General features: G+C 35.8%; 21 protein-coding genes. 4 read left to right on the forward strand and 17 right to left on the reverse strand.

The features are described 5' to 3' along the window. Positions 1-40 precede the first annotated feature (40 nt). From H4J39_RS13610 to H4J39_RS13690, 17 genes are all read right to left on the reverse strand, one after another. Positions 41-697, reverse strand: coding sequence for an SDR family NAD(P)-dependent oxidoreductase (locus H4J39_RS13610; RefSeq protein WP_182228950.1), 657 nt, complete (start codon positions 695-697; stop codon positions 41-43). Beyond that, positions 694-1731: an FAD-dependent oxidoreductase gene (locus H4J39_RS13615; RefSeq protein WP_182228951.1), complete on the reverse strand. Its 1038-nt coding sequence runs from the start codon at positions 1729-1731 to the stop codon at positions 694-696. The genes H4J39_RS13610 and H4J39_RS13615 overlap by 4 nt, the downstream gene beginning before the upstream one ends. 27 nt (positions 1732-1758) lie before the next feature. Beyond that, positions 1759-2853: an EpsG family protein gene (locus H4J39_RS13620; RefSeq protein ID WP_182228952.1), complete on the reverse strand. Its 1095-nt coding sequence runs from the start codon at positions 2851-2853 to the stop codon at positions 1759-1761. Between the two features lie 5 nt (positions 2854-2858). Next, positions 2859-4301 carry an MOP flippase family protein gene (locus H4J39_RS13625; RefSeq protein ID WP_182228953.1) on the reverse strand — a complete coding sequence of 481 codons (1443 nt, stop codon included), beginning with the start codon at positions 4299-4301 and terminating at the stop codon, positions 2859-2861. Further along, entirely contained in the window at positions 4302-5432 is a 1131-nt protein-coding gene (rffA, locus tag H4J39_RS13630; RefSeq protein WP_182228954.1) for a dTDP-4-amino-4,6-dideoxygalactose transaminase, read from the reverse strand. Beyond that, positions 5425-5991: an acyltransferase gene (locus H4J39_RS13635; RefSeq protein WP_182228955.1), complete on the reverse strand. Its 567-nt coding sequence runs from the start codon at positions 5989-5991 to the stop codon at positions 5425-5427. Before H4J39_RS13635 ends, rffA begins: the two co-directional genes overlap by 8 nt. 1 nt (position 5992) lies before the next feature. Continuing rightward, positions 5993-7057: a TDP-N-acetylfucosamine:lipid II N-acetylfucosaminyltransferase gene (locus tag H4J39_RS13640; protein ID WP_182228956.1), complete on the reverse strand. Its 1065-nt coding sequence runs from the start codon at positions 7055-7057 to the stop codon at positions 5993-5995. After that, on the reverse strand, positions 7047-7916 hold the full coding sequence (rfbA, locus tag H4J39_RS13645) for a glucose-1-phosphate thymidylyltransferase RfbA (RefSeq protein ID WP_182228957.1): 870 nt from the start codon (positions 7914-7916) through the stop codon (positions 7047-7049). The genes H4J39_RS13640 and rfbA overlap by 11 nt, the downstream gene beginning before the upstream one ends. Continuing rightward, a complete protein-coding gene (rfbB, locus tag H4J39_RS13650; protein WP_182228958.1) occupies positions 7916-9022 on the reverse strand; it encodes a dTDP-glucose 4,6-dehydratase in 1107 nt (368 codons plus the stop codon). The genes rfbA and rfbB overlap by 1 nt, the downstream gene beginning before the upstream one ends. Beyond that, entirely contained in the window at positions 9022-10305 is a 1284-nt protein-coding gene (gene wecC, locus H4J39_RS13655) for a UDP-N-acetyl-D-mannosamine dehydrogenase (RefSeq protein WP_182228959.1), read from the reverse strand. The genes rfbB and wecC overlap by 1 nt, the downstream gene beginning before the upstream one ends. A 126-nt stretch (positions 10306-10431) precedes the next feature. Next, entirely contained in the window at positions 10432-11583 is a 1152-nt protein-coding gene (wecB, locus tag H4J39_RS13660; protein WP_182228960.1) for a non-hydrolyzing UDP-N-acetylglucosamine 2-epimerase, read from the reverse strand. A 210-nt stretch (positions 11584-11793) separates the two neighbouring features. Beyond that, complete coding sequence (wecA, locus tag H4J39_RS13665; protein WP_182228961.1) at positions 11794-12825, reverse strand: UDP-N-acetylglucosamine--undecaprenyl-phosphate N-acetylglucosaminephosphotransferase; 1032 nt, start codon at positions 12823-12825, stop codon at positions 11794-11796. Further along, on the reverse strand, positions 12825-13910 hold the full coding sequence (locus tag H4J39_RS13670; protein ID WP_259368841.1) for a GNVR domain-containing protein: 1086 nt from the start codon (positions 13908-13910) through the stop codon (positions 12825-12827). Before H4J39_RS13670 ends, wecA begins: the two co-directional genes overlap by 1 nt. Before the next feature lie 386 nt (positions 13911-14296). Next, positions 14297-14587, reverse strand: a complete 291-nt coding sequence (locus H4J39_RS13675; protein WP_182228962.1) for a hypothetical protein — start codon at positions 14585-14587, stop codon at positions 14297-14299. A gap of 466 nt (positions 14588-15053) precedes the next feature. Continuing rightward, positions 15054-16079, reverse strand: coding sequence for an NAD-dependent epimerase/dehydratase family protein (locus tag H4J39_RS13680; protein ID WP_182228963.1), 1026 nt, complete (start codon positions 16077-16079; stop codon positions 15054-15056). A 97-nt stretch (positions 16080-16176) separates the two neighbouring features. Beyond that, complete coding sequence (tviB, locus tag H4J39_RS13685; protein WP_220462204.1) at positions 16177-17457, reverse strand: Vi polysaccharide biosynthesis UDP-N-acetylglucosamine C-6 dehydrogenase TviB; 1281 nt, start codon at positions 17455-17457, stop codon at positions 16177-16179. A gap of 37 nt (positions 17458-17494) precedes the next feature. After that, entirely contained in the window at positions 17495-20194 is a 2700-nt protein-coding gene (locus H4J39_RS13690; protein ID WP_182228964.1) for an SLBB domain-containing protein, read from the reverse strand. A gap of 462 nt (positions 20195-20656) precedes the next feature. Between H4J39_RS13690 and H4J39_RS13695 the strand changes: the two genes are divergently transcribed. The 4 genes from H4J39_RS13695 (at position 20657) to serA (ending at position 24975) form a co-directional block, all read left to right on the forward strand. Continuing rightward, the gene (locus H4J39_RS13695) at positions 20657-22195 is read left to right on the forward strand and encodes a peptide MFS transporter (protein ID WP_182228965.1); all 1539 of its coding nucleotides are present in this window, start codon (positions 20657-20659) and stop codon (positions 22193-22195) included. Between the two features lie 129 nt (positions 22196-22324). After that, positions 22325-22927 carry a 5-formyltetrahydrofolate cyclo-ligase gene (locus H4J39_RS13700; RefSeq protein WP_182228966.1) on the forward strand — a complete coding sequence of 201 codons (603 nt, stop codon included), beginning with the start codon at positions 22325-22327 and terminating at the stop codon, positions 22925-22927. Positions 22928-22979: 52 nt separating this feature from the next. Further along, the gene (rpiA, locus tag H4J39_RS13705) at positions 22980-23636 is read left to right on the forward strand and encodes a ribose-5-phosphate isomerase RpiA (RefSeq protein WP_182228967.1); all 657 of its coding nucleotides are present in this window, start codon (positions 22980-22982) and stop codon (positions 23634-23636) included. Between the two features lie 109 nt (positions 23637-23745). Beyond that, a complete protein-coding gene (gene serA, locus H4J39_RS13710; protein WP_182228968.1) occupies positions 23746-24975 on the forward strand; it encodes a phosphoglycerate dehydrogenase in 1230 nt (409 codons plus the stop codon). Positions 24976-25105: the final 130 nt, after the last annotated feature.

The raw sequence follows: 25105 nt of genomic DNA on the forward strand, positions 1-25105 counted from the left end.
CAACAAATTGAAAAACACATATTCTTTGGTAATTATTTATTTAATAAGTCATTCTTGAAAACTTCCCACCATTTAATTCTATTTCAGTATTGCATAGATAAGTTGATGGATTTTTAATTATATCAGCAACAAAAGAAGCAACTTCAATACTTTCTAAAAAACGTTTCTTAGGGTGCTGCTTCTTATACCTAGCTATAGTATCAACATCAGCTCTGTCAGTCGTCATTTTACCGTCACTAATTGTAGAAGGAGAGATTAATAACAATTGTTGTTCTGGAGATATTAACTGCCTTTCCTTTGTGTAAGCTCTTAACATTGACTTAGCAAGAAAATATGAGGTATCAAAACTCCCCTTTTTACCTGACTCTGAACCAATAATAAATATCCGAGCTTTACTATTATTACTAAGAATATATTCACAACTTTTAATTACAAATAGAGCATTAATACAAAGTGATTTATATATGTCTTTGTCTTCTTGATCTAATAAACGTTTACTTTGTATAAACCCTAAGTTAAATATATAAGTATCGTAATTTACTTTATTTAAGGTTGCTATGCTTGAACTTGACAGATCTTCTGCATTGAAGTATATATTGGTAGAAGTACGACCAAAGGTAGTTATTTTAAACTCTGAAAGCTGCTTAATGAGCTCTATTGATAGTTTCGAACTTGCGCCGAAAATGGCAATATTCATACACTTAATCTCATTTTCTCTATTATATGGTTAATCTCTTGCTCTGCAATATGTAGAGTATCTATTTTTCCAGAAAAAACACTAATCAAGTTCTCTTCTTCTTTAACAATGCAACCTCTAAAATCAGAGCCGCTAACTAATTTGGTTTTCAGGCTATAAACGGGCTCTACAAATTCAAAGTCATTTAAAAAATTTGGGTAATAATAAAGAATTTCTTTTTCAAATTTCTCTTTTTTATCTTTTATAAAAGACGCTTCTTTAGCCTCAACAAAACAACTATGAATTTCGTATTTATTAAAAACCTGTTTTATTGGAGTATGTTTAACCGATGTAACTGTATAATTACTTTTTTCGTAAGGATATATTGAAAAAAACTCACCGTCCATCAACGTAAAAGAAAAATTTAAACCCGACTTTTTCTTATAATAGAAATATATACAAGGCTCATAATAATAGTTAATGTCAGGTATCTTTCTAGCAGTACCCCACGTGCAATCAATGACTAAGTCATAATTAGTTTTGTACTCTTTAAGCACTTGTTCATTAGATAAATCAACTTCAGTTCGGTAAACAATATGATTTTGTAATATATCGCCAAAATATTTACTTGCTTTGAAGTTTTCAATTAACATTTCATTAGTAGAAACCATGCCTTGAACATGGGTAAACTTTGGAATTTCATTACTTTCCTCTACTATATTATACTCGAGGCCAGTTGCAGACATAATTTGTTTAAACGTTTCAAAATCAAGATTACTTTTCGTGCTTGCTACACCATATATATTATTGGGAACTTCTTTAATTAAATTCCCATAATGTTGGGTAAACCATTCAAAGCCTTCTAAAGATTGCTTTCTAGTTTCAAAATCGCGAGGATAATGAAAGCCTTGATGTAATCTATTTTGATTATACCGAGAAGCACCCGATATCGCTCTATCGCTTCGTTCAAAAACTGTTATCTCAAAACCTTTTTGTAATAAGGAGAGTGCAGTATGACAACCATACCAACCCGCTCCAATTATCGCTATTTTCATTTTAAATCACCTAATTTTATAATCATTTTATTGAAAGAATCGGATATAGTTTTCATAAAAATAATCAAACATATACAGTTTATAAGTCGCATATATTACAAATACAACACCAACATACTTCGCTCTAGTTTTTAATGAGAAAACTATCAACGGTATAAGTAACAATTCATAAACATTTATAATCCTATATACAAAGTTTGTATCACCTAAGAAAGAGCCTGCAACTAGTAGTAATAGCAATACCTTGAAGGTTGAAATAAACCATTCGTTTTTAGTTTGCTTATATACAGAATACAAAAAGAAAATCATTACAATATTCATTTTACCGATGACATAGATATAATTCATTACACCGGAACCAGTAGATTTACTCATGTAAAAAACAATTTTCTTACCTATTATGAAATCAGATAAAAGCAGACCAATAAAACCAAATAGAAATTTTGTCAATATTGGGGATAAAGCTAGACCGCATAAAAAGAGAATAAATAAAGTTTCTACTTTTATTTTTCTATAGAGTAAAAATAAAGGCGTATAAATAAAAAAAGAAGAGTGTGATAAACAACCACCTACATACATGGTAACTTTTTTATAACTGCTATGATTCCCCATCGCGAACATAGATATTAACAATAAAAAAAATGATACTGATAGGCTTGCCCTAATTACATTTGATGATAACTCCCAAAAAATAGGAGATGTGAGAAAAAGAAAAAATCCCAAGGGCATTAAAACCCCTAATGGCCTTATAAAATACAGATACGATGAGCATAAAAAAAAAGAAATTATAAAAAAGATAATACTGTTGTCTAATTTAAAAAATATTACCGTTCTAGCGATCATCCCTAACATTAATTCATTCCCAGGGATTTCTATTACTACGTTTTCACAACCTTTTAATCTCCCTTCTTTTAAGCAATTAAAGTAATTATTATAAACTGCCGTGTCATTCTGGATCATATCACCATAATTAGTTGTTCTTTCTGAAATCAACAAAGATATAAATACTGAAAAAAGAACTAACACTAACATCATTAGATTAAAAGACTTCTTATCTCGAAGAGTAATGATAAACCCAACAAGAACCAAGCCAAAAAGTAATATTACATTCACAGTAAACATAGTATTTACTTACCAACTTTTACTAACGAAAGCATAATGGAGATAAAGCCGTTATTAAATTTAAAAGATAATAACAAGTAAAAAAATACAGTTATAAGTGTAAAAATAAAGTCTTTGACTAAGCCTGCAGTAAAAATCAAATCTGTTAAAAAATAAGCGATAGTGACTGAAACAACACTTATAATTAATGGTTTAATTATTTGCATAAAATAGTCAGTAAAACTTGCCTCTGATAACCGGTTTACCAAAAAATACCAGTTGGGAATACTTAAAAGTACCTGTAATGCAACTAACGCTATTGCAACGCCAAAAACCCCTTGAAAGGAACCTAAATATATAGAAATGGGGATTATAAAAAACAGACCTAAGTTCCAATAAAAACTTAAGTCTGCCCTTCCTTTTGCCAAGACAAGAGTACCTACAGGATTTCCTGTTGATCTGACTAAAAAGTACAGTGAAAGTACTTGTAATATTATTACTGAATCCGCCCATTTCTCACCAACAAGATTGAAAACAATAGTTTCAGCCAATACGAAAAGTAGTAGATATATTGGAAAATTAAATGAGCATAAATAGTTTATTCCTCGTAAATAAATAGCTCTTAATTTACTTGTATCATCCTGTACCTTTGCCATAACAGGAAAAGCTACCCTGTTAATAATCGGGTTAATTATTTGGGCCGGTTTAATTGCTAAATTTTTTGCTAAATTATAAATACCAAGCGATTCTGTACCTAATAACTTACCTATTAATAAAGTATCGAATTGAGAGTTAAAATAGTTAATGCTTCTTTCACCAATTTGAAAAAGACCAAAAGTGATAAAGCTTTTAATGTCTTGATAGTTGAAAATAAAACTTGGTTTATGAACCTTAAGGCCCGTTACCAAAAAGACGACATTTGCGATTAACGCATTAGTTAAAGTGCCGTAAACAAGCGCGTAAACACCAAATCCTTTTAGAGCACAAGCTAATGCAACAATCAAAGCAGATATTGCTGAAAAAATTTCAATTTTTGCTAGGTAATCAAACCGAAGTTCTTTTTGGTAGAGGATCCTATACTGGTTACCAATAGCCGTAATGAAAAAAGATAAGGAAAGTAGCTTAAGCAAACTCTCTATCTCAGCTTCTCCATAAAATAGAGCGACATAAGGAGCTAAAAAATAAATAAAACCAAATAATATTAGGCCCGCAAAGACATTTAGCCAATATAAACTGGATAATTGACTATGAGTGATATCTTGCTTATGGACAATCGCACTAGAAATCCCCATATCCATAAACAACGCACTAAAGCCAATAACTACAGACGTAATAGCCATCAAGCCAAAGTCAGAAGGCTCTAATATTCTTGCTAACACTATAATTTGAATAAACTGAATGAGAGCTATACTAACTGACGATAACCCAGTCCATTTCACACCCGTTAAGGCTTTAGTTTTTAGAGACATTTATGAATAAAATGCCTTGATTGAGTCAATAACTCGTTTTAAGTCTTGCTTAGCAAGTCCAAAGTAAAGTGGTAACCTAAGTAAACATTCACTTTCTTTCGTTGTGAAGTTATCCTCTCCATGGAATCTAGAAAATTGATGACCAGCTTCAGAACTATGTAGTGGTATATAATGAAAGACTGACATTATTTGATTGTCGTTTAAATGAGAAATCAAAGCCTCTCTCTCAACGTTTCCTTTCGTCTTAATATAAAACATGTGTGCATTATGAGCACAACTGTCAGGCACAAATGGTAAAGTTATATGATTATCAACTTCCAATACTTTTAACTGCTGATAATAGCTTTCCCACGATGCTAACCTGTCATCGTTAATCTTGGTTGCATTTTCAAGTTGTCCAAATAAATATGCCGCTTGCAGTTCTGATGGCAAATAGCTGCTACCTATATCAACCCAAGAGTATTTATCGACCATACCTCTAAAAAAAAGACTCCTATTAGTTCCCTTCTCCCGAATAATTTCAGCTCTTTTAAGGAACTTATCATCATTTATGATTAATAAACCACCTTCTCCACCACTAGTATAGTTTTTGGTTTCATGGAAGCTAAAAGCACCAAGATGACCAATTGTGCCAAGCGGTTTGTTTTTATACGTAGACATCATACCTTGTGCTGCATCTTCTATAACATACAGGTCATGTCGTGATGCTATTTCCATAATTACATCCATTTCACATGCTACACCAGCATAATGAACAGGCACAATAGCCTTAGTTTGTTTGGTAATAGCAACTTCAATCTGTTTTTCGTCGATATTCATTGTGTCAGGCCTAACATCAACGAAGACGATTTTTGCACCTCGAAGTACGAAGGCGTTTGCTGTGCTCACAAAAGTATAGCTCGGCATAATAACTTCATCACCCGGCTGAATATCAATTAAAATTGCAGCCATCTCTAACGCCTGAGTGCAATTAGGTGTTAATAACGTTTTTTTACAACTTAATTGTTCAAGAAACCATTGATGACATTTTTTTGTGAATTCACCATCACCGCACAATTTTCTATTTTGCATAGCAGCGATTACATAAGCGTCTTCGTTGCCAAGATAAGGTGCTATATTAAAATTAATCACTTAAAATTTCCTTTTGAAATTTCTTTTCTAGATCTAGAAGATTTTTTTTTCTTTCTTTAATTCGTTTCGCTGGTGTGCCAACATATATGCCCCATGAAGATGTATTTTTATCAAACAACGTCATAGCTCCGCCTGAAGAGCCCTCCGCAAGGTTCACCCCAGGTAAAACGACTGAATTAGCACCTAAGATCACATGCTTTTGCAGAGTAACTTTAGCAATATATTCATTTTTGTATTTTTGAGGAATTAAAGAGTTCGTCATTGTCTCTCCACTATAGTCATCAGACTGGGCAAATACTTTAACGCCATATGCTAAGGTACAAAAATCAGCGATAAAAACCCCACTCTGTCCACCTGCAATTAAACACATAGGAGTAATATGTACATACTTTCCAATATCTATGGAACCGGAAATAACACAAAAATCATCAATCCTTGAAAAACTGTCTATAGATATTTTATCTGCATCATATATGCTCGCTTTATCACTGATTTTAACGTTATCACCGAGATACTTAAATCCCATTTTAATTAATTTAGCTCTTGTTAAGTAGGCCATATTATCCTTCGAATATTACTTTTAATTGTTGGATCAATTTTGCTTCACAAAAGTAGTCTTCTATTTTTTTTATATTGTGAGTTGCATCTTTAATAGATATTGATTCCAACTTTATATTTTGTATATCAAAAACTTTTACTCTCAAACTATTAAATAAATCAAATGGGGTTATATCATTACGCATATATAGCTTTTTACCTAAGCCCAATAAGCTAATGATGTTGCCCATTGCTTGCTGACGATTATGCGCAAATATGGCTATATCAACTTTAGCTAATATTTTCATATACTCGTCTAGAGTTATAAAATTAGTTAGAGGAATAAAACGCGAACTAAACATTGACTTTCCTACAGTTTTCACTTGCTCAATATAACTTTTATTACCATAGGATAATGGACAAATAATAGAGAAACTCTGATCTTCCAGTTTCGAGAGTGTTTCAAATACGCTTTGATGATTATTAGTAGGATCACCTGAGTTACCGACTAAAATAAATTTATTATCCGTGTGCACATTAGGTAAAGTAAGTTCTTTATACAAGTTGCTAGGGTACATAATACATTCAAAATATGCTGTTTTAGCGTTATAGAGTTCTTGTGCTACTTTGTAATCACCTGGTAAATAGGTAACATACCCTGCAAAGCGACCTTTGATATATTTATCGATAGCGAAGTGTATATTTTGCTTCAGAGTTTTAGCTTGTTTCATTAAAGGTTGATATAAATCGCCCCCCCACATTACCCAGTAAGATTTAGCTAATAATTTAGGTTTTAAAAATAAATACTTATTAAAATTACCTGTAAAAGCACCATGAACAATAATTTTGTCTGCTTTAATTAAATATGGAGTTACTTTTTTCCATAGTAAGAAAAAATTTCTTGTTAAATTTAAATCTTGTTCAAACTCAATTACATTAGCCAATTTAGGTAGTGGAAACTCGTTCGCTTTATAATTAGAAATATTAATAAACAAATGATCCTGGGTATCGAAGTTAGCGTTTATTAACTCGATGAATGAGTTAATAAACTTTTCATTGTTAATAATATGTACTATTTTACTTGGCACTAACTAATTCCATTAAGTACTGCCCATATGTGTTTTTCATTAATTTTTTTGCGAGTTTTTTTATTTCTTCCGCTGTTAGCCAGCCCTGGTTATAAGCAATTTCTTCTAAACATGCTACTTTTAACCCTTGACGACGTTCAATGGTTTGCACAAAGTGACTAGCTTCTAACAAACTCTCATGAGTTCCTGTATCAAGCCAAGCAAACCCTCTCCCTAGTAGCTCTACTTTTAGGTCGCCTCGATCCAAATAAGCATTATTAACACAGGTGATTTCTAATTCACCTCGCGCTGAAGGCTTAATTGATTTTGCTATTTCTACTACATTATTATCATAGAAATACAACCCTGTAACTGCATAATTTGACTTAGGTTGCGTAGGCTTCTCTTCAAGTGAAACAGCCTTCATATCCGCATCAAACTCAACGACTCCAAAACGTTCAGGGTCTTTAACTTGATAACCAAATACGGTGGCACCATTTTTATTTTTTGCAGCTGTGAGCAATTTTGGTGTAAAACCTTGCCCGTAAAAAACATTATCTCCAAGTACTAAACAAACGCTATCCTTTCCAATAAACTGTTCACCTATGAGAAAGGCTTGTGCTAAACCATCAGGAGAAGGTTGCACTTCATAAGATATATTGACACCAAACTGTGAACCATCAGCTAATAATCGTTTGTATCCACCAATATCCTCTGGTGTAGAAATAATTAATATGTCCCGGATTCCTGCAAGCATTAAAACTGATATTGGATAAAAAATCATCGGTTTGTCATATATTGGTAAAAGCTGCTTAGAAACGCCTTGTGTTATTGGGTACAAACGAGTGCCAGAACCACCAGCTAAAACAATCCCCTTCATTATAATTTATCTCCTAAACGCTCTAAAGCATACGAACCATCTAATACATGGCTCCACCAATTATTATTATTTAAATACCATTCAACTGTTTTTCTAATGCCTGATTCAAAGGTTTCTTGCGGCTTCCAGTCTAATTCACGCTCTATTTTCGAAGCATCTATTGCATAGCGAACATCGTGCCCTGGTCTGTCTTTCACGTAAGTGATTAAATCTTCATATTTGGTTGGTCTAGATTCTGAATCAAGTTCGGAATGACGAGCAATGAACTCAGCATTTAAATTGCTTGGAACAAGCTCTTCAAGTAATTTACAAATAGTTTTCACTACATCAATATTGGCTTTTTCATTATGGCCTCCAATATTGTAGGTTTCACCTATTTTACCTACCGTAGCAACTAAATATAAGGCTCGCGCATGATCTTCCACATAAAGCCAGTCACGAATTTGTTGTCCATTTCCATAAACTGGTAAAGGCTTACCTTCTAAGGCATTTAATATCATTAATGGAATTAGTTTTTCTGGAAAATGGTATGGTCCGTAATTATTTGAGCAATTTGTAATAACAGTAGGAAAACCATAAGTTCTTAACCATGCTCTAACTAAATGGTCACTTGATGCTTTTGATGCTGAATAAGGGCTACTCGGTGCATAGGCAGTTTTTTCTGTAAATAAGTCTGTGGGACCATCTAAATCACCATATACTTCATCTGTTGAAATATGGTGAAATTTAAAAGTTGCTTTTTTAGATTCAGATAATATATTCCAATAAGCCCTACTCGCTTCTAAAAGCGTATAAGTGCCAATAATATTGGTTTCAATAAAGGCAGCGGGCCCGTCTATTGAACGGTCTACATGACTTTCAGCAGCTAAATGCATTATTACATCTGGCTGATATTTTCCAAAGATTTCATCTAAGGCTTCACGGTTACAAATATCGACCTGTTCAAAACTATAGCGAGAATTATTAGATACTGAGCTTAATGATTCCAAATTCCCTGCATAGGTCAATTTATCAACATTAATAACGCTGTCTTCAGTGTTTTCGATTATGTGGCGAATAACTGCAGAGCCAATAAAACCTGCGCCACCTGTAACGAGTATTCTCATTATTTCCAAATACCTTTGGTATCAACAATAATCTTATTATTTAATAAGCTTATATTTAACTGTTTAAATTCTTTATGGTCAACTAACATCACTAAAATATCAGCATCCGAAATAGCAGCCTCAGCTTGTGCAAGTGCTAAGGTGTTCTTTAAGCTATAAGGTAAATCAGCTATATTAGGCTCCACCGCTAATGTATTACCCGCATTCATGGTTGCGATAGCCTGAGCAATATTAAGCGCTGGGCTTTCTCTTAAGTCATCAATATCAGGTTTAAAGGCTAAACCAAAACAAGCAATAGTAACATCTTTTGCTGTTTTGTTAGGGTTAGCTATAAGGTATTCCGCTATAGCTAATTTCACTTTATTCACAACCCATAACGGTTTAGAGTCATTTACTTTACGTGCTGTGTGAATGAGTTGAGCTTGGTCTGGTGTTTTGGCAACAATAAACCACGGATCTACCGCGATACAATGCCCTCCAACTCCAGGGCCAGGTTGCAAAATATTGATACGAGGATGTCTGTTGGCTAAAGATATTAGCTCCCATACGTCAATATCTAGTTTGTCACAAATAATAGACAACTCATTTGCAAATGCAATCTGTACATCTCGGCAGCTATTTTCTGTTAGCTTTGCCATTTCTGCAGTACGGGCATTTGTTACAACACAGTCCCCTTGAACAAACGTTTTATAAAGCTCAGTTGCAAGCTCAGAGCATTTATTGGTTAAACCACCGATGACACGATCATTTTCAACTAACTCTCTAACCACATGTCCAGGCAATACACGTTCTGGGCAATGGGCAATGCGTATGTCGGAATCTTCATTATGAGTTTTAGGAAAAGTTAAATCTGTTCTACATTCGGCTAACCAATCTGCCATTTTTTCTGTTGCACCAACTGGAGAAGTAGATTCAAGAATAACTACATCACCCTTTTTAAGTACTGGGGCTATAGCTTTTGCGGCTGCTTGAATATACTTCAAATCTGGTTGAGGAATATCACCTTCATTTTCAGTGGGCAAAAAAGGTGTTGGTACGGCAATTAAAAAGGCATCTGCAGCTTCAGGCGTCAAAACCGCTTTAAGCTTTCCGTCAGTGACAGCTTTATGAACCATAGCGTCTAAATCTGGCTCGACAATGTGAATTTCTCCACGGTTAATGGTATCAACCGCATGTTGATTAACATCAACGCCGATTACATTTTTACCATATGCAGCGAACATTGCTGCTGTTGGTAAGCCTATATAACCAAGACCTATTACTGAGATTGTTTCAAATGACATTAATTTTGACTCTTTCTGTTTTATCCCTGTAAATTTTAATATTTACAAGTTTATTCAATTAGTTATCTAGATCCTGAAACAAGTTCAGGATGACAAGCAGGTTCCGAACAAGTTTCGGATGACGACTTACACTTGATTGTGATTTGCAAGAACATCTAAAATTCTCTCACAAGTTTTACCATCACCATATGGATTGTGGGCAAAACTCATTGCTTTATATGCTAATGCATCGTCCATTAATTCATTAATCGCTGATGTCATCACTTCTACATCTGTGCCCACTAATTTCACTGTTCCTGCTTCAACAGCTTCAGGGCGCTCAGTTGTATCTCGCATTACTAATACAGGCTTGCCTAATGAAGGTGCTTCTTCTTGAATGCCGCCCGAATCAGTTAAAATGATGTGTGCGCGGGTCATCAGGTAAATGAAGGGTAAATATTGTTGAGGCTCAATAAGATAAATATTATCGATCCCGTTTAATATACGATTTACTGGCTCACGAACATTGGGGTTTAAATGCATCGGATATAAAATTTGTGCATTGGGGTATCGTTTAGCTGTTATCGCTAATGCTTCACAAATACGCTCAAAACCACTACCAAAACTTTCACGTCGATGGCCGGTGACTAAAATTAATTTTTTATTAATAGTTGCTGATGGCTCTTCAAGCATAGGGAAAGAAGCAGCAAGTGTTGAATTTAGATTAACATCGCTATCAATTTTTTCTTTGATCATCAATAAGGCGTCGATGACTGTATTACCGGTAACAACAATATTTTCTTGCGCATAATTTTCATTGAGTAAATTTTGCTGCGAAGTTGCTGTCGGGGCAAAGTGATATTTAGTTAATGTGCCCGTTAGCTTTCTATTGCCCTCTTCTGGCCAAGGAGAATATACATTACCGGTTCTAAGTCCAGCTTCTACATGCCCTACAGCAATTTGCTCGTAGTAAGCAGCTAAACTTGCCGCGAAAGTTGTTGCTGTATCACCATGCACCAACACAACATCGGGTTTGAACTCTTGTAGTACTGGCTTTAACTCTAATAAAATACGAGCAGTAACGTCATTGAGTGTTTGGCCTGCTTTCATTAAGTTAAGATCGTAATCTGGCGTTATTTCAAACAACTCTAACACTTGGTCGAGCATTTCACGATGTTGCGCAGTAACGCACACTTTCGCTTCAAAGCGATCATCTGCTGCTAATGCATGTACGAGTGGAGCCATTTTTATGGCTTCAGGACGTGTACCGAATACGGTTAAAATACGTTTTTTTGTCATTATTACTACATCTAGATTAATTAATGAGCCTCAATTAGCTCTTTTTATATTGGTTGTTATCAACACTGAAGCTCAGGTATATTAGATTTTGAGACAAGTATTGTTACGATTGAAAATGCTACTTAGAATAATACGATATCACTCACTAGCAAAGTAGAGATTTAAACATTCGATATAATGACAGTAAATAATCCCCAATAGGATACCCTATTACAATTTTTCAAATTTAGTTATTTTACGAATAACAAGTACATAACAAGCAAAGATAAAAATAAAGGCTATCAGCATAATAACATCAGGTATATAAAAATACTCCCCCGCCAAGCCAATTACTGACATGCCTATCGCAAATATAGAGATAATAACTAAGGTTTGGCGTGAATTAAAACCAACTCGCTGAAGTATATGATGAAGGTGGTCTCTATCAGGTTTAAATGGTGATTTACCATTTTTATAACGCCGTACAACTATTGCTAGCATATCCATTAATGGTACTGCGCAGATCCACAGCGCGGTTACAGGCCTAAATGAGGCGTTTTCATTTTGAGTACCCATAGTAAGCAACCAAATAACACTCAAGCCAATAAACATGCTGCCTGCGTCACCCATAAAGATTTTCTTTGATTTATTGACTAAAGCCAAATTAAAAATTAAGTACGGGATGGTTGCCGTAGCAAGAATTAATGGGTAACTTATATAGTCAGTTTGTCCACTCATAATGAATAGAATAGCGATAGCAGTAAAAGTGTTAATGCTTAAGCTACCGATCAAACCATCAATTCCGTCAACCATATTAAAAGCATTGATAACAACTATAATACCGACATAGGTAAATATAATACCTATGGGGCCTAGTGTTACATCACCTAAACCAAACAAGTTACCTAAGTTTGAAATATAACCACCCACACCATAAATCATTAAACTAGCGACAATAAGCTGTCCAATAATTCTTATACGTACTTTCAAGTCAAATTTGTCGTCTACCGCGCCAATAAATACCATCATAGCTGATGCTATAAGATACATACGAAGTTCTAAAGTATTCGGCAGCCATAAAAGGCTAGCCATGAGTACCGCTATAAAGATTGAAATCCCGCCAATCAGCGGAATATGTCCGGCATGTAATTTTCGTTCGCTGGGTTTGTCAACTAAGCCAACTTCTATTGCTACTGGTTTAAAAAACTTAATTGCGATAAAGGCAAAGCAAAACGCGGTAAGTGCAGAGATAAATACTTCCATTATAATTTCCTATTAGCTTCCGCTAAATTTTCTTCCTTAGGTTTAGTCGACTTCCCACTATTAGTAAAGTGTCTGATTAATACGATAAGTATCGACAATATACCCCCCAGCATTGTACCTAATACTACAATTAATGCACGCTTAGGCTTAGCTTTGGTATCTGGCACTTGAGCAGGATCAATCGTTTTTAACACATATTCTGCTGAAACCTTAGTTAGCATCATATTTTTTGTTTGCTCTTCAATCAATTGATAAAAAACAGTTTCCATGGCGCTAACCTCGGTATTTCCTAACTGTTTGGTTAAGTATTCAATTGATGCTTGTGCTTCTTGTTCGTCTTGCTCACGCATAAAGTTGTTAACATCGCTAACTAACCAAATTAGCCATTGCTTTGCAATTTCAGGTGAATAAAACTCAATATCAATAGTCACTAATGATGTTGTTTTATCTTGTGAAATCGTTAATAAGCTTAAAAGTCGTTGATAAGCTTCCCATTGAGATGGTTCAGAAGATTTAGAGGCTGAAGCTTTACTGAGCCATTTTTTATTTATATTATCATAAAGTTCTTTATTAATAACGAGAGAGTCTGTTGCTCTATCCCAATTTTCACTTGCCATAAGCGGTACGAGCAATTCATGTTTAATAATAAAGGTTTCAAGAAATGCACGTGTTTTTATAATTTCAAGGGCCAAAGCCGTTTTATCAGTTCCTCCGCCACCTAAGCTAATACCTGCAAGGCTAGCTAAGCCACCGAACTGCCCGGCAAGTGCACCCATTCCACCGGCAGAATCTGATGAGGCTGGCGATAATAAAATTGATGCTTTATAAATATCAGGTTTTGATAAGGCAAAAGCAACAGAAGAAGCTCCGAAGATAATGGAAATAACGATGATAATATATTTCCCTGACCATATAGCGCGCCATAATTCTACTAAGTCAATTTCATCGTCTGAGTTATTTTTTTCGGTAAGTTGTTTAGACATTTGCTGAGAAAGCAAAAGCGCTTCTGGAGAAAAGGGTGTAGTGGATTGCTGAGTACTATTATGATTCGATTGATTCTGATTTGGCACTTGCAGATTTTCCATACTTAACTATTTGAATAACAATAGGACACTTCCCTATTAAAGCATACGAATTATACTGTATTAAATTAAGTCATGTAAAGGTCAACACACACATACTTGTAATAAAGTTGTTACTTTACTGTTTTTTTTTTGTTTTTAGCAACTAAAAATTCATTACTGATTAATTAATATTCATTTCAGATAATTAACTATTTGTACAATTTTGTCGTTTAACTTAACGATTATAAAATGATGGGTTGTTTTCTTTTTATATATTAATGCTTTTAAGTTCCTACACTCAGGTCATACCCCCAAATAAAGCTAATCACGTTAATTGATGGAGGCAAATATAGGGTAATGTATTCAAAGTAAGATTTAACTGGGCCGCTTAACTTTTGCTTATATGTTTAAATAAATTTTTTCGCTAGTTTTGAAATTTCAGGCCAGTCATTGTTGATAAGAAATTGTTTCTCTTTTTTACTCCATTGCCTAATTTCGTTTGCTATTTCTCTGGCTTCTTCTTCGGTTTTAAATTTCTGCTGGTGTACAAGTTTAGCGGGTAAGCTAATGTCATTGTCTGATAACAGCTTGTTATATTTGTCGTATTTAGCCAATACGATAGCAAGTTCATCGCAACATCCTGTGTAATAACGGCCGTCTACTGTCTGTAATATATAAACATAGATTTGAGTATTCATATAACAAGCTCCTTTTGTTAACATAAACTTTACATTTATTCAGTGTAGTATAGCTTTAACACTTTGCCTGTTATTTATGGTGAGTTTATTTTAGTGTGTTGTTTAGGCGCGTTGCCGCTTGTCGTCATGCTGAATTTATTTCAGTATCTGCGCTTTGGTTTTAGTACAGATCCTGAAACAAGTTCAGGATGACGGTAGTGGGGTCTCAGGTTGTCAGTGCTTGTGCCTGAATAACGAGACTTAAACGTAGAATTACGTAGTTCTTTGTCGTCATGCTGAATTCATTTCAGTATCTGGAGTTTTGGTTTTAGTACAGATCCTGAAACGAGTTCAGGATGACGGGTACACAATCAGGATGACTGGTACACTGCCACTATGGGGAGGTTTTGTTCGTATTGGCAGAACTGGTTTATGCTTGGGATTTAATTCAACAATGTAAAGTCCGATAAAATCGGACTTTACTTATCTATTTTGTCATAAAATTAATATACCAAGGCATCGCTTTATCAATACCTTGTTGAATTTTAAACTCTGGTTCAAAACCTAATAAATTTTTAGCTTTAGAAATATCCGCTTGAGAATGTAAAACATCCCCTGCTCTGAAATCTTGATAAATTGCTGATTTATCATAATTTACGCCATTTGCTTTTAATGCGACTTTTAAGCTATCGAATAAAGTATTCAAGCTTGTTCTATCGCCTAAAGCTACATTATAAACTTGGTTCTTACCGGCATCATCTGCTGTTGCAGCTAATATATTTGCTTGTACCGCATTTTCAACAAAACAAAAATCACGGCTCGTTTCACCATCACCGTTGATATATAAGTCTTGGTTGTCGATCATCGCGGCTGTCCATTTTGGGATCACTGCTGCGTACGCCCCATCGGGGTCTTGGCGTTTGCCGAATACATTAAAATAACGTAAACCTGTTGCATTCAAACCATAGGTCTTGTTGAACACGTCAGCATATAGCTCGTTTACATACTTTGTTACTGCGTAGGGTGATAATGGCTTGCCTATATTTTCTTCTACTTTAGGTAATGCAGGATGATCACCGTAAGTGGAGCTTGAAGCGGCATAAACAAACGTACTTACTTGCTCTTCTTTTGCTGCGGTTAACATATTAACAAAACCGGTAATATTAGCAGAGTTAGTTAATATCGGATCTGCAATAGAGCGAGGTACTGAACCTAAAGCTGCTTGATGAAGTATGTAATCAACACCAGAAACTGCTTTTTGACAGTCATCAAAATTACGAATATCGCCTTTAATAAAGGTAAAATTTGCCCATTGCTCTGCTGAAGCCTGAGACTGAACTTCGTCTAAGTTATGCTGGTGGCCAGTTGCAAAGTTATCTAAACCCACGACTGTTTGACCAAGCTTTAATAATGTTTCAAGAATGTTTGAACCAATAAAACCGGCAACGCCAGTAACAAGCCATTTTTTGGGTGTTTGTTCGAGTTGAATTTTAACTTCGCTAAAACGAGACATTAGTTTCCTTTATTTATTTGTTTTGAGATCCTGAAAAAACTTCAGGATCATTATATCTATTTACATGAGGGGATATTTACTTAAAAGATAACTAACGCTACAAACGCATATCCACACTATCTTTGGGTAGTAAATATTTCAAATCATAAAGGACATGGTTCTTCTTACCCAACTTGCGAATATTTTCAGCTCCCAGCTTTTTAAACTGGTCATGAGATACCGCTAAAATTATTGCGTCATAAGTATCTGCTTTCGGTGTTTGGTTTAGCGACAAGCCATATTCATGTTCTGCAGCTTCACTTGAACACCAAGGGTCGGTAATATCGACATTTATATTATATTCTTTTAGCTCGCTAACAATATCAACAATTTTAGTATTACGTAAATCAGGGCAGTTTTCTTTAAAAGTTAAGCCCATTACTAATACATTGGCTCCCTCAACTTGAATACGATTTTTCAGCATTTTTTTAACCAGTTGAGAAACCACATAGGCACCCATACCATCGTTTAAGCGACGGCCAGCTAAAATCATTTCAGGGTGATAACCCACCGATTGTGCTTTATGGGTTAAATAATAAGGGTCAACACCAATACAATGACCACCGACTAGCCCCGGACGGAAGGGTAAAAAGTTCCATTTTGTACCTGCAGCTTCTAGTACTTCTAATGTGTCGATACCTAGTTTGTTAAAAATGATTGATAATTCATTAATCAATGCAATATTGACATCGCGCTGGGTGTTTTCAATCACTTTAGCCGCTTCTGCCACTTTTATTGAACTGGCTTTGTGCGTGCCAGCAATAATAATAGAGCGGTAGAGTTGGTCAACAAATTCAGCTATTTCAGGTGTTGAACCTGAAGTTACTTTTAAAATATTAATAACCCGATGTTCTTTATCGCCTGGGTTAATACGTTCCGGTGAGTAACCCGCAAAAAAATCGGTATTGAACGTTAATCCTGAAAACTGTTCTACAACAGGAATACACGACTCTTCTGTAGCGCCGGGGTAAACCGTCGATTCATAAATAACAATATCGCCTTTATTAATTACTTTACCCAGCATTTCGCTGGCTTTAATTAATGGGGTTAAATCAGGTTGTTTATGTTCATCTATAGGTGTTGGAACCGTAACGATGTATACATTGCACGTTTTTAAATCATCGACGGTGCATGAGTAAGATAACGCTTTAGTTTCGGCAAGCTCTTCATCACTCACTTCTAGTGTACGATCTGTACCACTTTGTAGTTCTTTAATTCTTGGCATATTAATATCGAAACCTAAGGTTGGATATTTTTTACCAAACTCTACCGCTAAAGGTAAGCCTACATAACCTAAACCAATTATCGCTAATTTTACTTCACTTAAATCGTTGATCATCTTTATTCATTCCATTTTGAATTTTTATAAAAAGAGTTTAAATTCCACTAATCGCAGCGACTGCTACTGCGGTGTTGTACATAATGGTGGTTGCCGTTGTCCAAAGCGTTAAGCTATTCATGTACTCAGAATCGAGTGGCACTACAATAGAGTCTCCTGGTTTTAGCGCTGAGTCGCTAGTACCCGCAAACCAATTACTTTCTTGGAGCATTCTGATACTGCCGTTTGACGAAATAATGTAAATTCTTTCATCGTCGGCACGTTTTTTCAAGCCACCGCTTTGTGCAATATATTGTTCAACGCTTCGTGATGAGTCAAACATATGAGAACTATTAACTTGTACCTGTCCCATAACATTAACAGAGTCTTTCATTGTTGGAATGTAGAGAATATCGCCCCCTTCAACAGCAACATCATAATCATTACTCGCAATAACCCGTGGTAAGTTGATGACCAAACGCCCAACGGGCTCTACTTTAGTTAAATCAGCAAGTAGCGATTGTATTTCAGTATAAGAGGTAACCGCACTATTGCTTGACAATGACTTCGTTGCCATTTCTATACGTAAGTCTGCACTCACTTTGATTAAGTTTTGTTTCTCTAGTTGTTTTAATTTCACCCTTGAAAATACTGAGCCATTGGGATCAGCGAACGATGTTAAACCACCCGCTTTTTTAATAACACTAGACAGTTTATCACCACGGCGAACGGTATATTTACCCGGAAAAAGTACTTCACCTCGTAACTCGATAACGTGGTTTTCACTCCAAGCAGGAATGCGATGTACATTTAAACGGTCTTTACTTTTTAGTATAATGTTGTCTTCATCGACTTGTTGAAGTGCGTTAGCAAGTTGAATGTTTTTTGATATCTTTACAGCACTAATGCCATCCATTTCGTTACGCGTTAATTCAGCTCGTGACAAGTACGCTGATTCTTTAACGCCGCCAGCCGCTATAATTAAGTCATTAACCCGTGAATATTTCCCGAGTGGATAAACACCTGGGAATTTAACTTCTCCGTCAACTTCAACCAACTGAATAGGTTCGCCAGAGCCTGCTTGTTGGCGTAGTTTATTAACGATGGGCACCAATAAACGTTGACGAGAAAACAAGGCCATTTCACGAACATTGACAATGTCTTTTGTTACACCACCACTAATTTCGTTAATAGATTGTTGAACCTCTTCATCAGCACTGTTCGCCACAAGGCTTTCTTTACCATATTTATTCCAAAACTTTTTCCGCTTATCACTTTTAATGACTAAATTTCTTTCTTTCGCCAAGAGTTCTTCTTGTGTATAAGCAAGTTCATCTAATAAAAATTGCTCATCTGATAAGGTGATCGCACTTGAAAAAACAATGATTTTATCATTGGTATTTAGTTGAATATTATTTATAGAGTTGTTATCAGCAAAAACCTCGGCTAAGTTAAACTGCAATATTTCAATATTACGCGCGCTATCTATCTCTCTTACAATAATACCGTAATTTAGGTCGGCATAAGGCAGTAAGTGCGAGTCGGCATTACTGATAACATCAGACAATTGCAGCTGTTTATGCCACTGATATTTCCCTGGTCTGGCTACCGCGCCAATGAGGGTAATTGATTGAGCATACATGTCTGAGCTTTTCAAAATGCGAATATAGTCACCAGGCTCAACGGCTTTTGCACTCTCATTTTCATTTGATAGGTCGATATTGATGATGCTTCGCAAGTTGCTGCTGTTATATCTTTCTACAGTCGCTGAGTTAGGGTAGGCAGAAGGCAATAAGCCACCAGCCATGGCAATAACAGAATCAAAACTATCCTTTTCAGCTAATTCATAAATAGCAGGACGACGAACTTCACCAAATATCGATGCACTTGCTCCTTGAGCAGGAATTAAAACAACATCGCCTGATTGTAATAAAATATCACTTGATGAATCACCGTCAATCAGTAGTTCATATAGATCTACTTTTTGAATAAGTTTACCACCACGCTTAACTTCGATGTTCCTTAATGAACCAATATCACTTATACCACCCGCGGCAAAAATGGCATGAGTTACTGAAGACAAAGAACTGAGCGTATATGGCCCTGGTTTATAAGCAGCGCCCATGACTAAAACACGCATTGAACGCAGTTCTGTAAGACTGACAACAACATCAACGCCAATAATTTTTTGTTTAACTTTATTAACAACGAATTTTTTTAGCTCTGAAAAAGTGAGACCTGCCACTTTTATTGGTCCAAAAGTAGGAAAAACCAACTCTCCTTCACGACTTACCGTTAAGTTCATTTCGCGGTTTTCTTTACCAAACACTTGTACAGAGACTGAATCCCCTGTGCCTAAAATATAACCTTCAGGAATAGCGATATCCATTACCGGCGAAAATGTTGAAGGAGCATTCGCAAAAACGTCTAAACCGAAACGGGGAAGCTTTTTGAACAGATTATCTGCATTCTTTTGCTCATCTGATTCGTCTTCATTTTGATTGTTCGTATTATCGCCGTTTAAAGTGCGTGGAATGATTGGCGTATTTACCGGTCCTTGTTGAGTGCTTTGTCCGGCTAATTGTGCTTCGATGGCACTTAAGTCAACCCCCATACTTTTAGCTAACGCTTGTTGCTGAGATTTAGGTAGCTTTTTAAATTGTTCTATTTGTTGAGCAGACACCTCCTGTGCATATGAATTCAAAGAAAGCGTAAAAAGTAGAGAGGCTGCTATAACATAGCGAATAATATTCATCATTGGCGCAATAAATTTCCTATAAATTCAAGATAAAAAGTTAGCTAAAAATTCTAAAACGTAAAGTAAGTACATAAAATAAGTAAAATACAACAAATCAATATATTGACTTAAATAAGCTGCAAAAATTAACCTTCGGAGTTTATCAGCAACGACCTATTGAATAAAGTAACTTTTTTACCCTGTAAAAAGTAAACGCATTCTGTATTATCTTGTCTATTAATGGGTTATTTTGTTTGCCACACGTAAACAATGGTAACTAAAACATTACATCTGCTTAATCAAATCTCGGTGTCAAACTATTGCCTTTCATAGCAAGCACAGGTATAACACACGCTGACTTTCGCAAATAAATTTGACAATAATTACAGCGCAAAGAACTTATTTCAATATTTTAAAATGTTTTTAGCGAATTAAAATAATAATATTTAACTGTAATTTACACTTATCTTAGAGGAATTTTTTATGAGCAAACCTGATTCAGGTTCTTTTTTTGGCCATCCGGCAGGGTTACAAACGCTTTTCATCACAGAAATGTGGGAGCGCATGAGTTATTACGGTATGCGTATGCTACTTGTATTATTTATGACCGCAACCTTACAAGAAGGAGGCTTAGGTTTAACCGTCGCTTCTGCAGCTGCTATATATGGTTTATATACCGGTAGTGTTTATTTTATGGGCTTACCGGGTGGCTGGATTGCTGACCGTTTAATAGGCGGACAAAAAGCAGTATGGTATGGCGCGATAATCATTATGATTGGCCATATCATTCTCGCTATTCCTAATGACACCACCTTTTTTATTGGTTTAATCGTCGTAATTTTAGGTACCGGTTTATTAAAACCGAATATTGGCGCTATGGTTGGTCAATTATACTCAGATAAAGATGTTCGTCGTGACAGTGGCTATGCCCTTTATTATATGGGTATTAATTTAGGTTCTGTTATTGGTTATGCTGTTTGTGGTTACTTAATGGAAAATGTTGGCTGGCACTGGGCGTTTGGCGCAGCAGCCATCGGTATGGCGTTAGGTTTAATTCAATACAAAATGACTACCCCGAAACTTAACGGTGTAGGTGAAGAGCCTGTATATCCGTTATCAGCTAAAGCACAAAGAACAAGCTGGACGGTTATTGGCGTCGTTTTAGCGGTTATTGCTCTGGTAACTGTTGCTGTATTTCAGGGCGTATTAACCATTAAACCTGTTACTGTTGCCCAGTATGTTGCCGTAGCATTTTCTCTGATATTTGTTATTTATTACGCGGTTATTTATTTTGGTAGCTCAATTACACCTAATGAGAAGAAAAAGCTTTGGGCGTTATTACTTATTTGTGTTGCCTCAGCTTGTTTTTGGTCTGGCTTTGAACAAGCAGGTTCTTCACTCAACTTATTTGCACGTGATTATACTGACCGTATAGTGGGATCATTTGAAATACCTACGGGGTGGTTCCAAATGACCAACTCGTTTTTTATCGTTTTACTCTCACCTTTTTTTGCCGCTCTATGGATTAACTTAGGTAAAAGATTGGTCAGCCCTTCTTACGGTATAAAATGTGCTTTTGGTTTAATTATTATGGCCAGTGGTTTTATCGTGATGTTTTTTGCTGCGCAGTATGCGGCATCAGGCATGAAAGTAGCGCCTTATTGGTTAGTCGCAACTTACTTCTTGCACACCGTTGGTGAGCTTTGCTTGAGCCCTGTGGCATTAAGTGCCGTAAGTAAATTATCTCCGAAGCGTTTCGCTGGACAAATGATGGGTGTTTTTGTATTAACCTATTCAATCGGTAATATTATTTCTGGTTTGTTAGCGGGTAACTATGATCCAAATAACGTCGCGCAAATTCCTTCTCTTTACATTCAAGTAAGCTTATTCAGTATTGGTATTGGTATCATTATTTTACTGGTTGGTTTCAAATCTAGATTTTGGGAAAACTTACCTGATGATTCAGAAGAAGCAATCGCGGCTAATAAAGCGAATGGTTCAACGGCAAGTACTAACGCCTAATTAACGCTTAGTAATTGTTAACTAGACTCTGAAAAGCCAACTTTATTGTTGGCTTTTTTATAGCTAATTTTTGCTTACACACGTTTATTAAAAGATAAGCTATTCATACTTTTAGGTGAATTAAATATCATGGAAAAAAGAGACACTATTCGTCAAGAAGTTCGGCATAGACGCAGCGAAATTAATGCGCTACATCAACATGAACAATCACTTTTATTATGTAAAAAATTGATTAATCAACAAGTCTTGAAGAATATAAAAAAAATAGCAATTTATTTAGCTAATGACGGAGAGCTGAACACACAACCCTTTATTAACTGGTGCTGGGAAAATAACATCGCTGTTTATTTGCCCGTAATACACCCCTTTAGTAAAGGGAATTTACTCTTTTTACACTATACAGAAACGTCTGCTCTTATTAAAAATAAATATGGTATTTTAGAACCTAAACTTGATGTGCGACATATAATAACTGTCGCGAACCTGGATATAATATTTACGCCATTAGTCGCCTTTGACCGATACGGCAATAGACTGGGCATGGGCGGAGGCTTTTATGACCGAACCCTTGCTACTTGGTATGCTCAATATAAGCAAAACCAACAGACTAAACCTTTACCTATTGGCTTAGCGCATGACTGTCAAAAAGTTGAAAAAATACCCTGTGAAATTTGGGATATTCCCCTACTTAAAATTATCACCCCTACAACCAGCTATCACTTCGACATTTAATCATCTGCTGATATACTTCTGATTAATGAGTCTCCAACTATTTAGGATAAACATGACACAAGATGAAATGAAAAAAGCGGCTGCATTTAAAGCACTCGAATTTATTAAAAACGATACCATTGTTGGCGTAGGCACAGGGTCTACTGTTAATCACTTTATTGACGCGCTAGCAACAATCAAAGACAACATTGAAGGCGCAGTTTCTAGCTCAGAAGTGTCGACTCAAAAATTAAAAGCCCATGGTATCGAAGTGTTTGAATTGAACGATGTGGGTAGCATTGATGTTTATGTTGATGGCGCTGATGAAATCACTCAATATCTGTCGATGATAAAAGGTGGTGGTGCTGCACTAACCCGAGAGAAAATTGTCGCTGCCGTAGCAAAAACATTTATCTGTATTGCCGATGAAAGTAAGCAAGTAAACATGCTAGGGAAGTTTCCACTACCGGTAGAAGTGATTCCTATGGCACGTAGCTATGTAGCGCGCGAGCTTGTTAAGTTAGGTGGTGACCCGGTTTACCGTCAGGGCGTAATTACCGATAACGGTTGTGTGATTCTCGATGTGCATAACTTAGAGATAATTGATCCTAAAAAGCTTGAAAACGATATTAATGCCATTGTAGGTGTTGTTACTAATGGTTTGTTTGCCCTTCGCGGTGCCGATGTTTTAATTTTAGGCACTAAAGATGGCGCAAAACTCATAAAATAAATCTTTAGAGTTTATACACTATATGCTAGTTTAGAAATCTAGCCATCTAAATGCTTTATAGATGGTTAAGGCAATGTACCTATATAGTCCTACATGAGATATTAGACAAATGAGCAATAATTCATTAGCAAAAGAAAAAATTAAAATTTTATTACTTGAAGGCGTTCACCCTAGCGCTATTGAAGAGTTAAAAATGAAAGGCTACAGCAATATTGAATGTATAAGTACATCGCTCGCTGAAGAAGATTTAATCAAAAAAATTGCTAATGTCCACTTTATTGGTATTCGCTCACGCACTCAGTTAACAGATCATGTTTTAAGCCATGCCAAGAAACTTGCCGCTATTGGTTGTTTCTGTATTGGTACTAACCAAGTTGACATTAAAGCGGCTCAAAAGCGCGGTATTCCGGTATTTAATGCACCTTTTTCAAATACCCGCTCTGTTGCTGAATTAGTTTTGGGTGAAACCTTACTATTATTACGTGGCATTCCTGAAAAGAGTGCTAAAGCACATCGTGGTGTCTGGCATAAATCTGCGGCAGGCTCTGTAGAAGCTCGCGGGAAAACGTTAGGTATTATAGGCTACGGCCATATTGGTACACAGTTAGGTATTTTAGCTGAAACGTTAGGTATGCGTGTTCGCTTTTATGATGTCGAAACTAAACTTACCTTAGGTAATGCGAGTCAAGCACCGAGTTTAAAAGCTTTATTACAAGAAGCTGATGTGGTTAGTTTGCACGTGCCTGAAACGGTTCAAACTCAAAACATGATGGCAGCAAAAGAATTTTCAATCATGAAAGATGGTGTTATTTTTATTAATGCTTCTCGTGGCACCGTCGTTGATATTGATGCTCTGGCACAAGCGCTAAAAAGTAAAAAAGTTGCGGGCGCTGCTATTGACGTTTTTCCTGTTGAACCCAAAGGTAATGATGAAGAATTTATTTCACCCTTACGCGAATTTGACAATGTTATTTTAACACCGCACATTGGTGGTAGTACTAAGGAAGCTCAGTCAAATATTGGCTTAGAAGTAGCCAGTAAACTGGCTAAGTATTCTGACAACGGTTCAACACTTTCAGCGGTTAACTTCCCTGAAGTTTCTTTACCAGAGCATACAGGTACGAGTCGTTTATTACATATTCATCGTAACCAACCGGGTGTGTTAACCCAGATTAACCAAGCCTTTGCAAAACACAATATTAATATTGCTGCACAGTACTTGCAAACAGATGATCAAATTGGTTATGTGGTTATTGATATCGAAGCGCAAGATAGTGTGCTTGCATTACGTGAATTAAAGCAGATTGATGGCACAATTCGCGCACGTATTCTTCATTAGTATGCTGATAATATAATATAAAAAATAGCAACGAGACTTAATCAGTCTCGTTTTTTTATTGTCACATTAACGATCCATCATTTGACCGCATAACAAAACCTATTACAGCCCCGATAATACCCAAATGAAC

Source organism: Colwellia sp. Bg11-12 (assembly GCF_014076955.1).
GTDB lineage: Bacteria > Pseudomonadota > Gammaproteobacteria > Enterobacterales > Alteromonadaceae > Colwellia_A.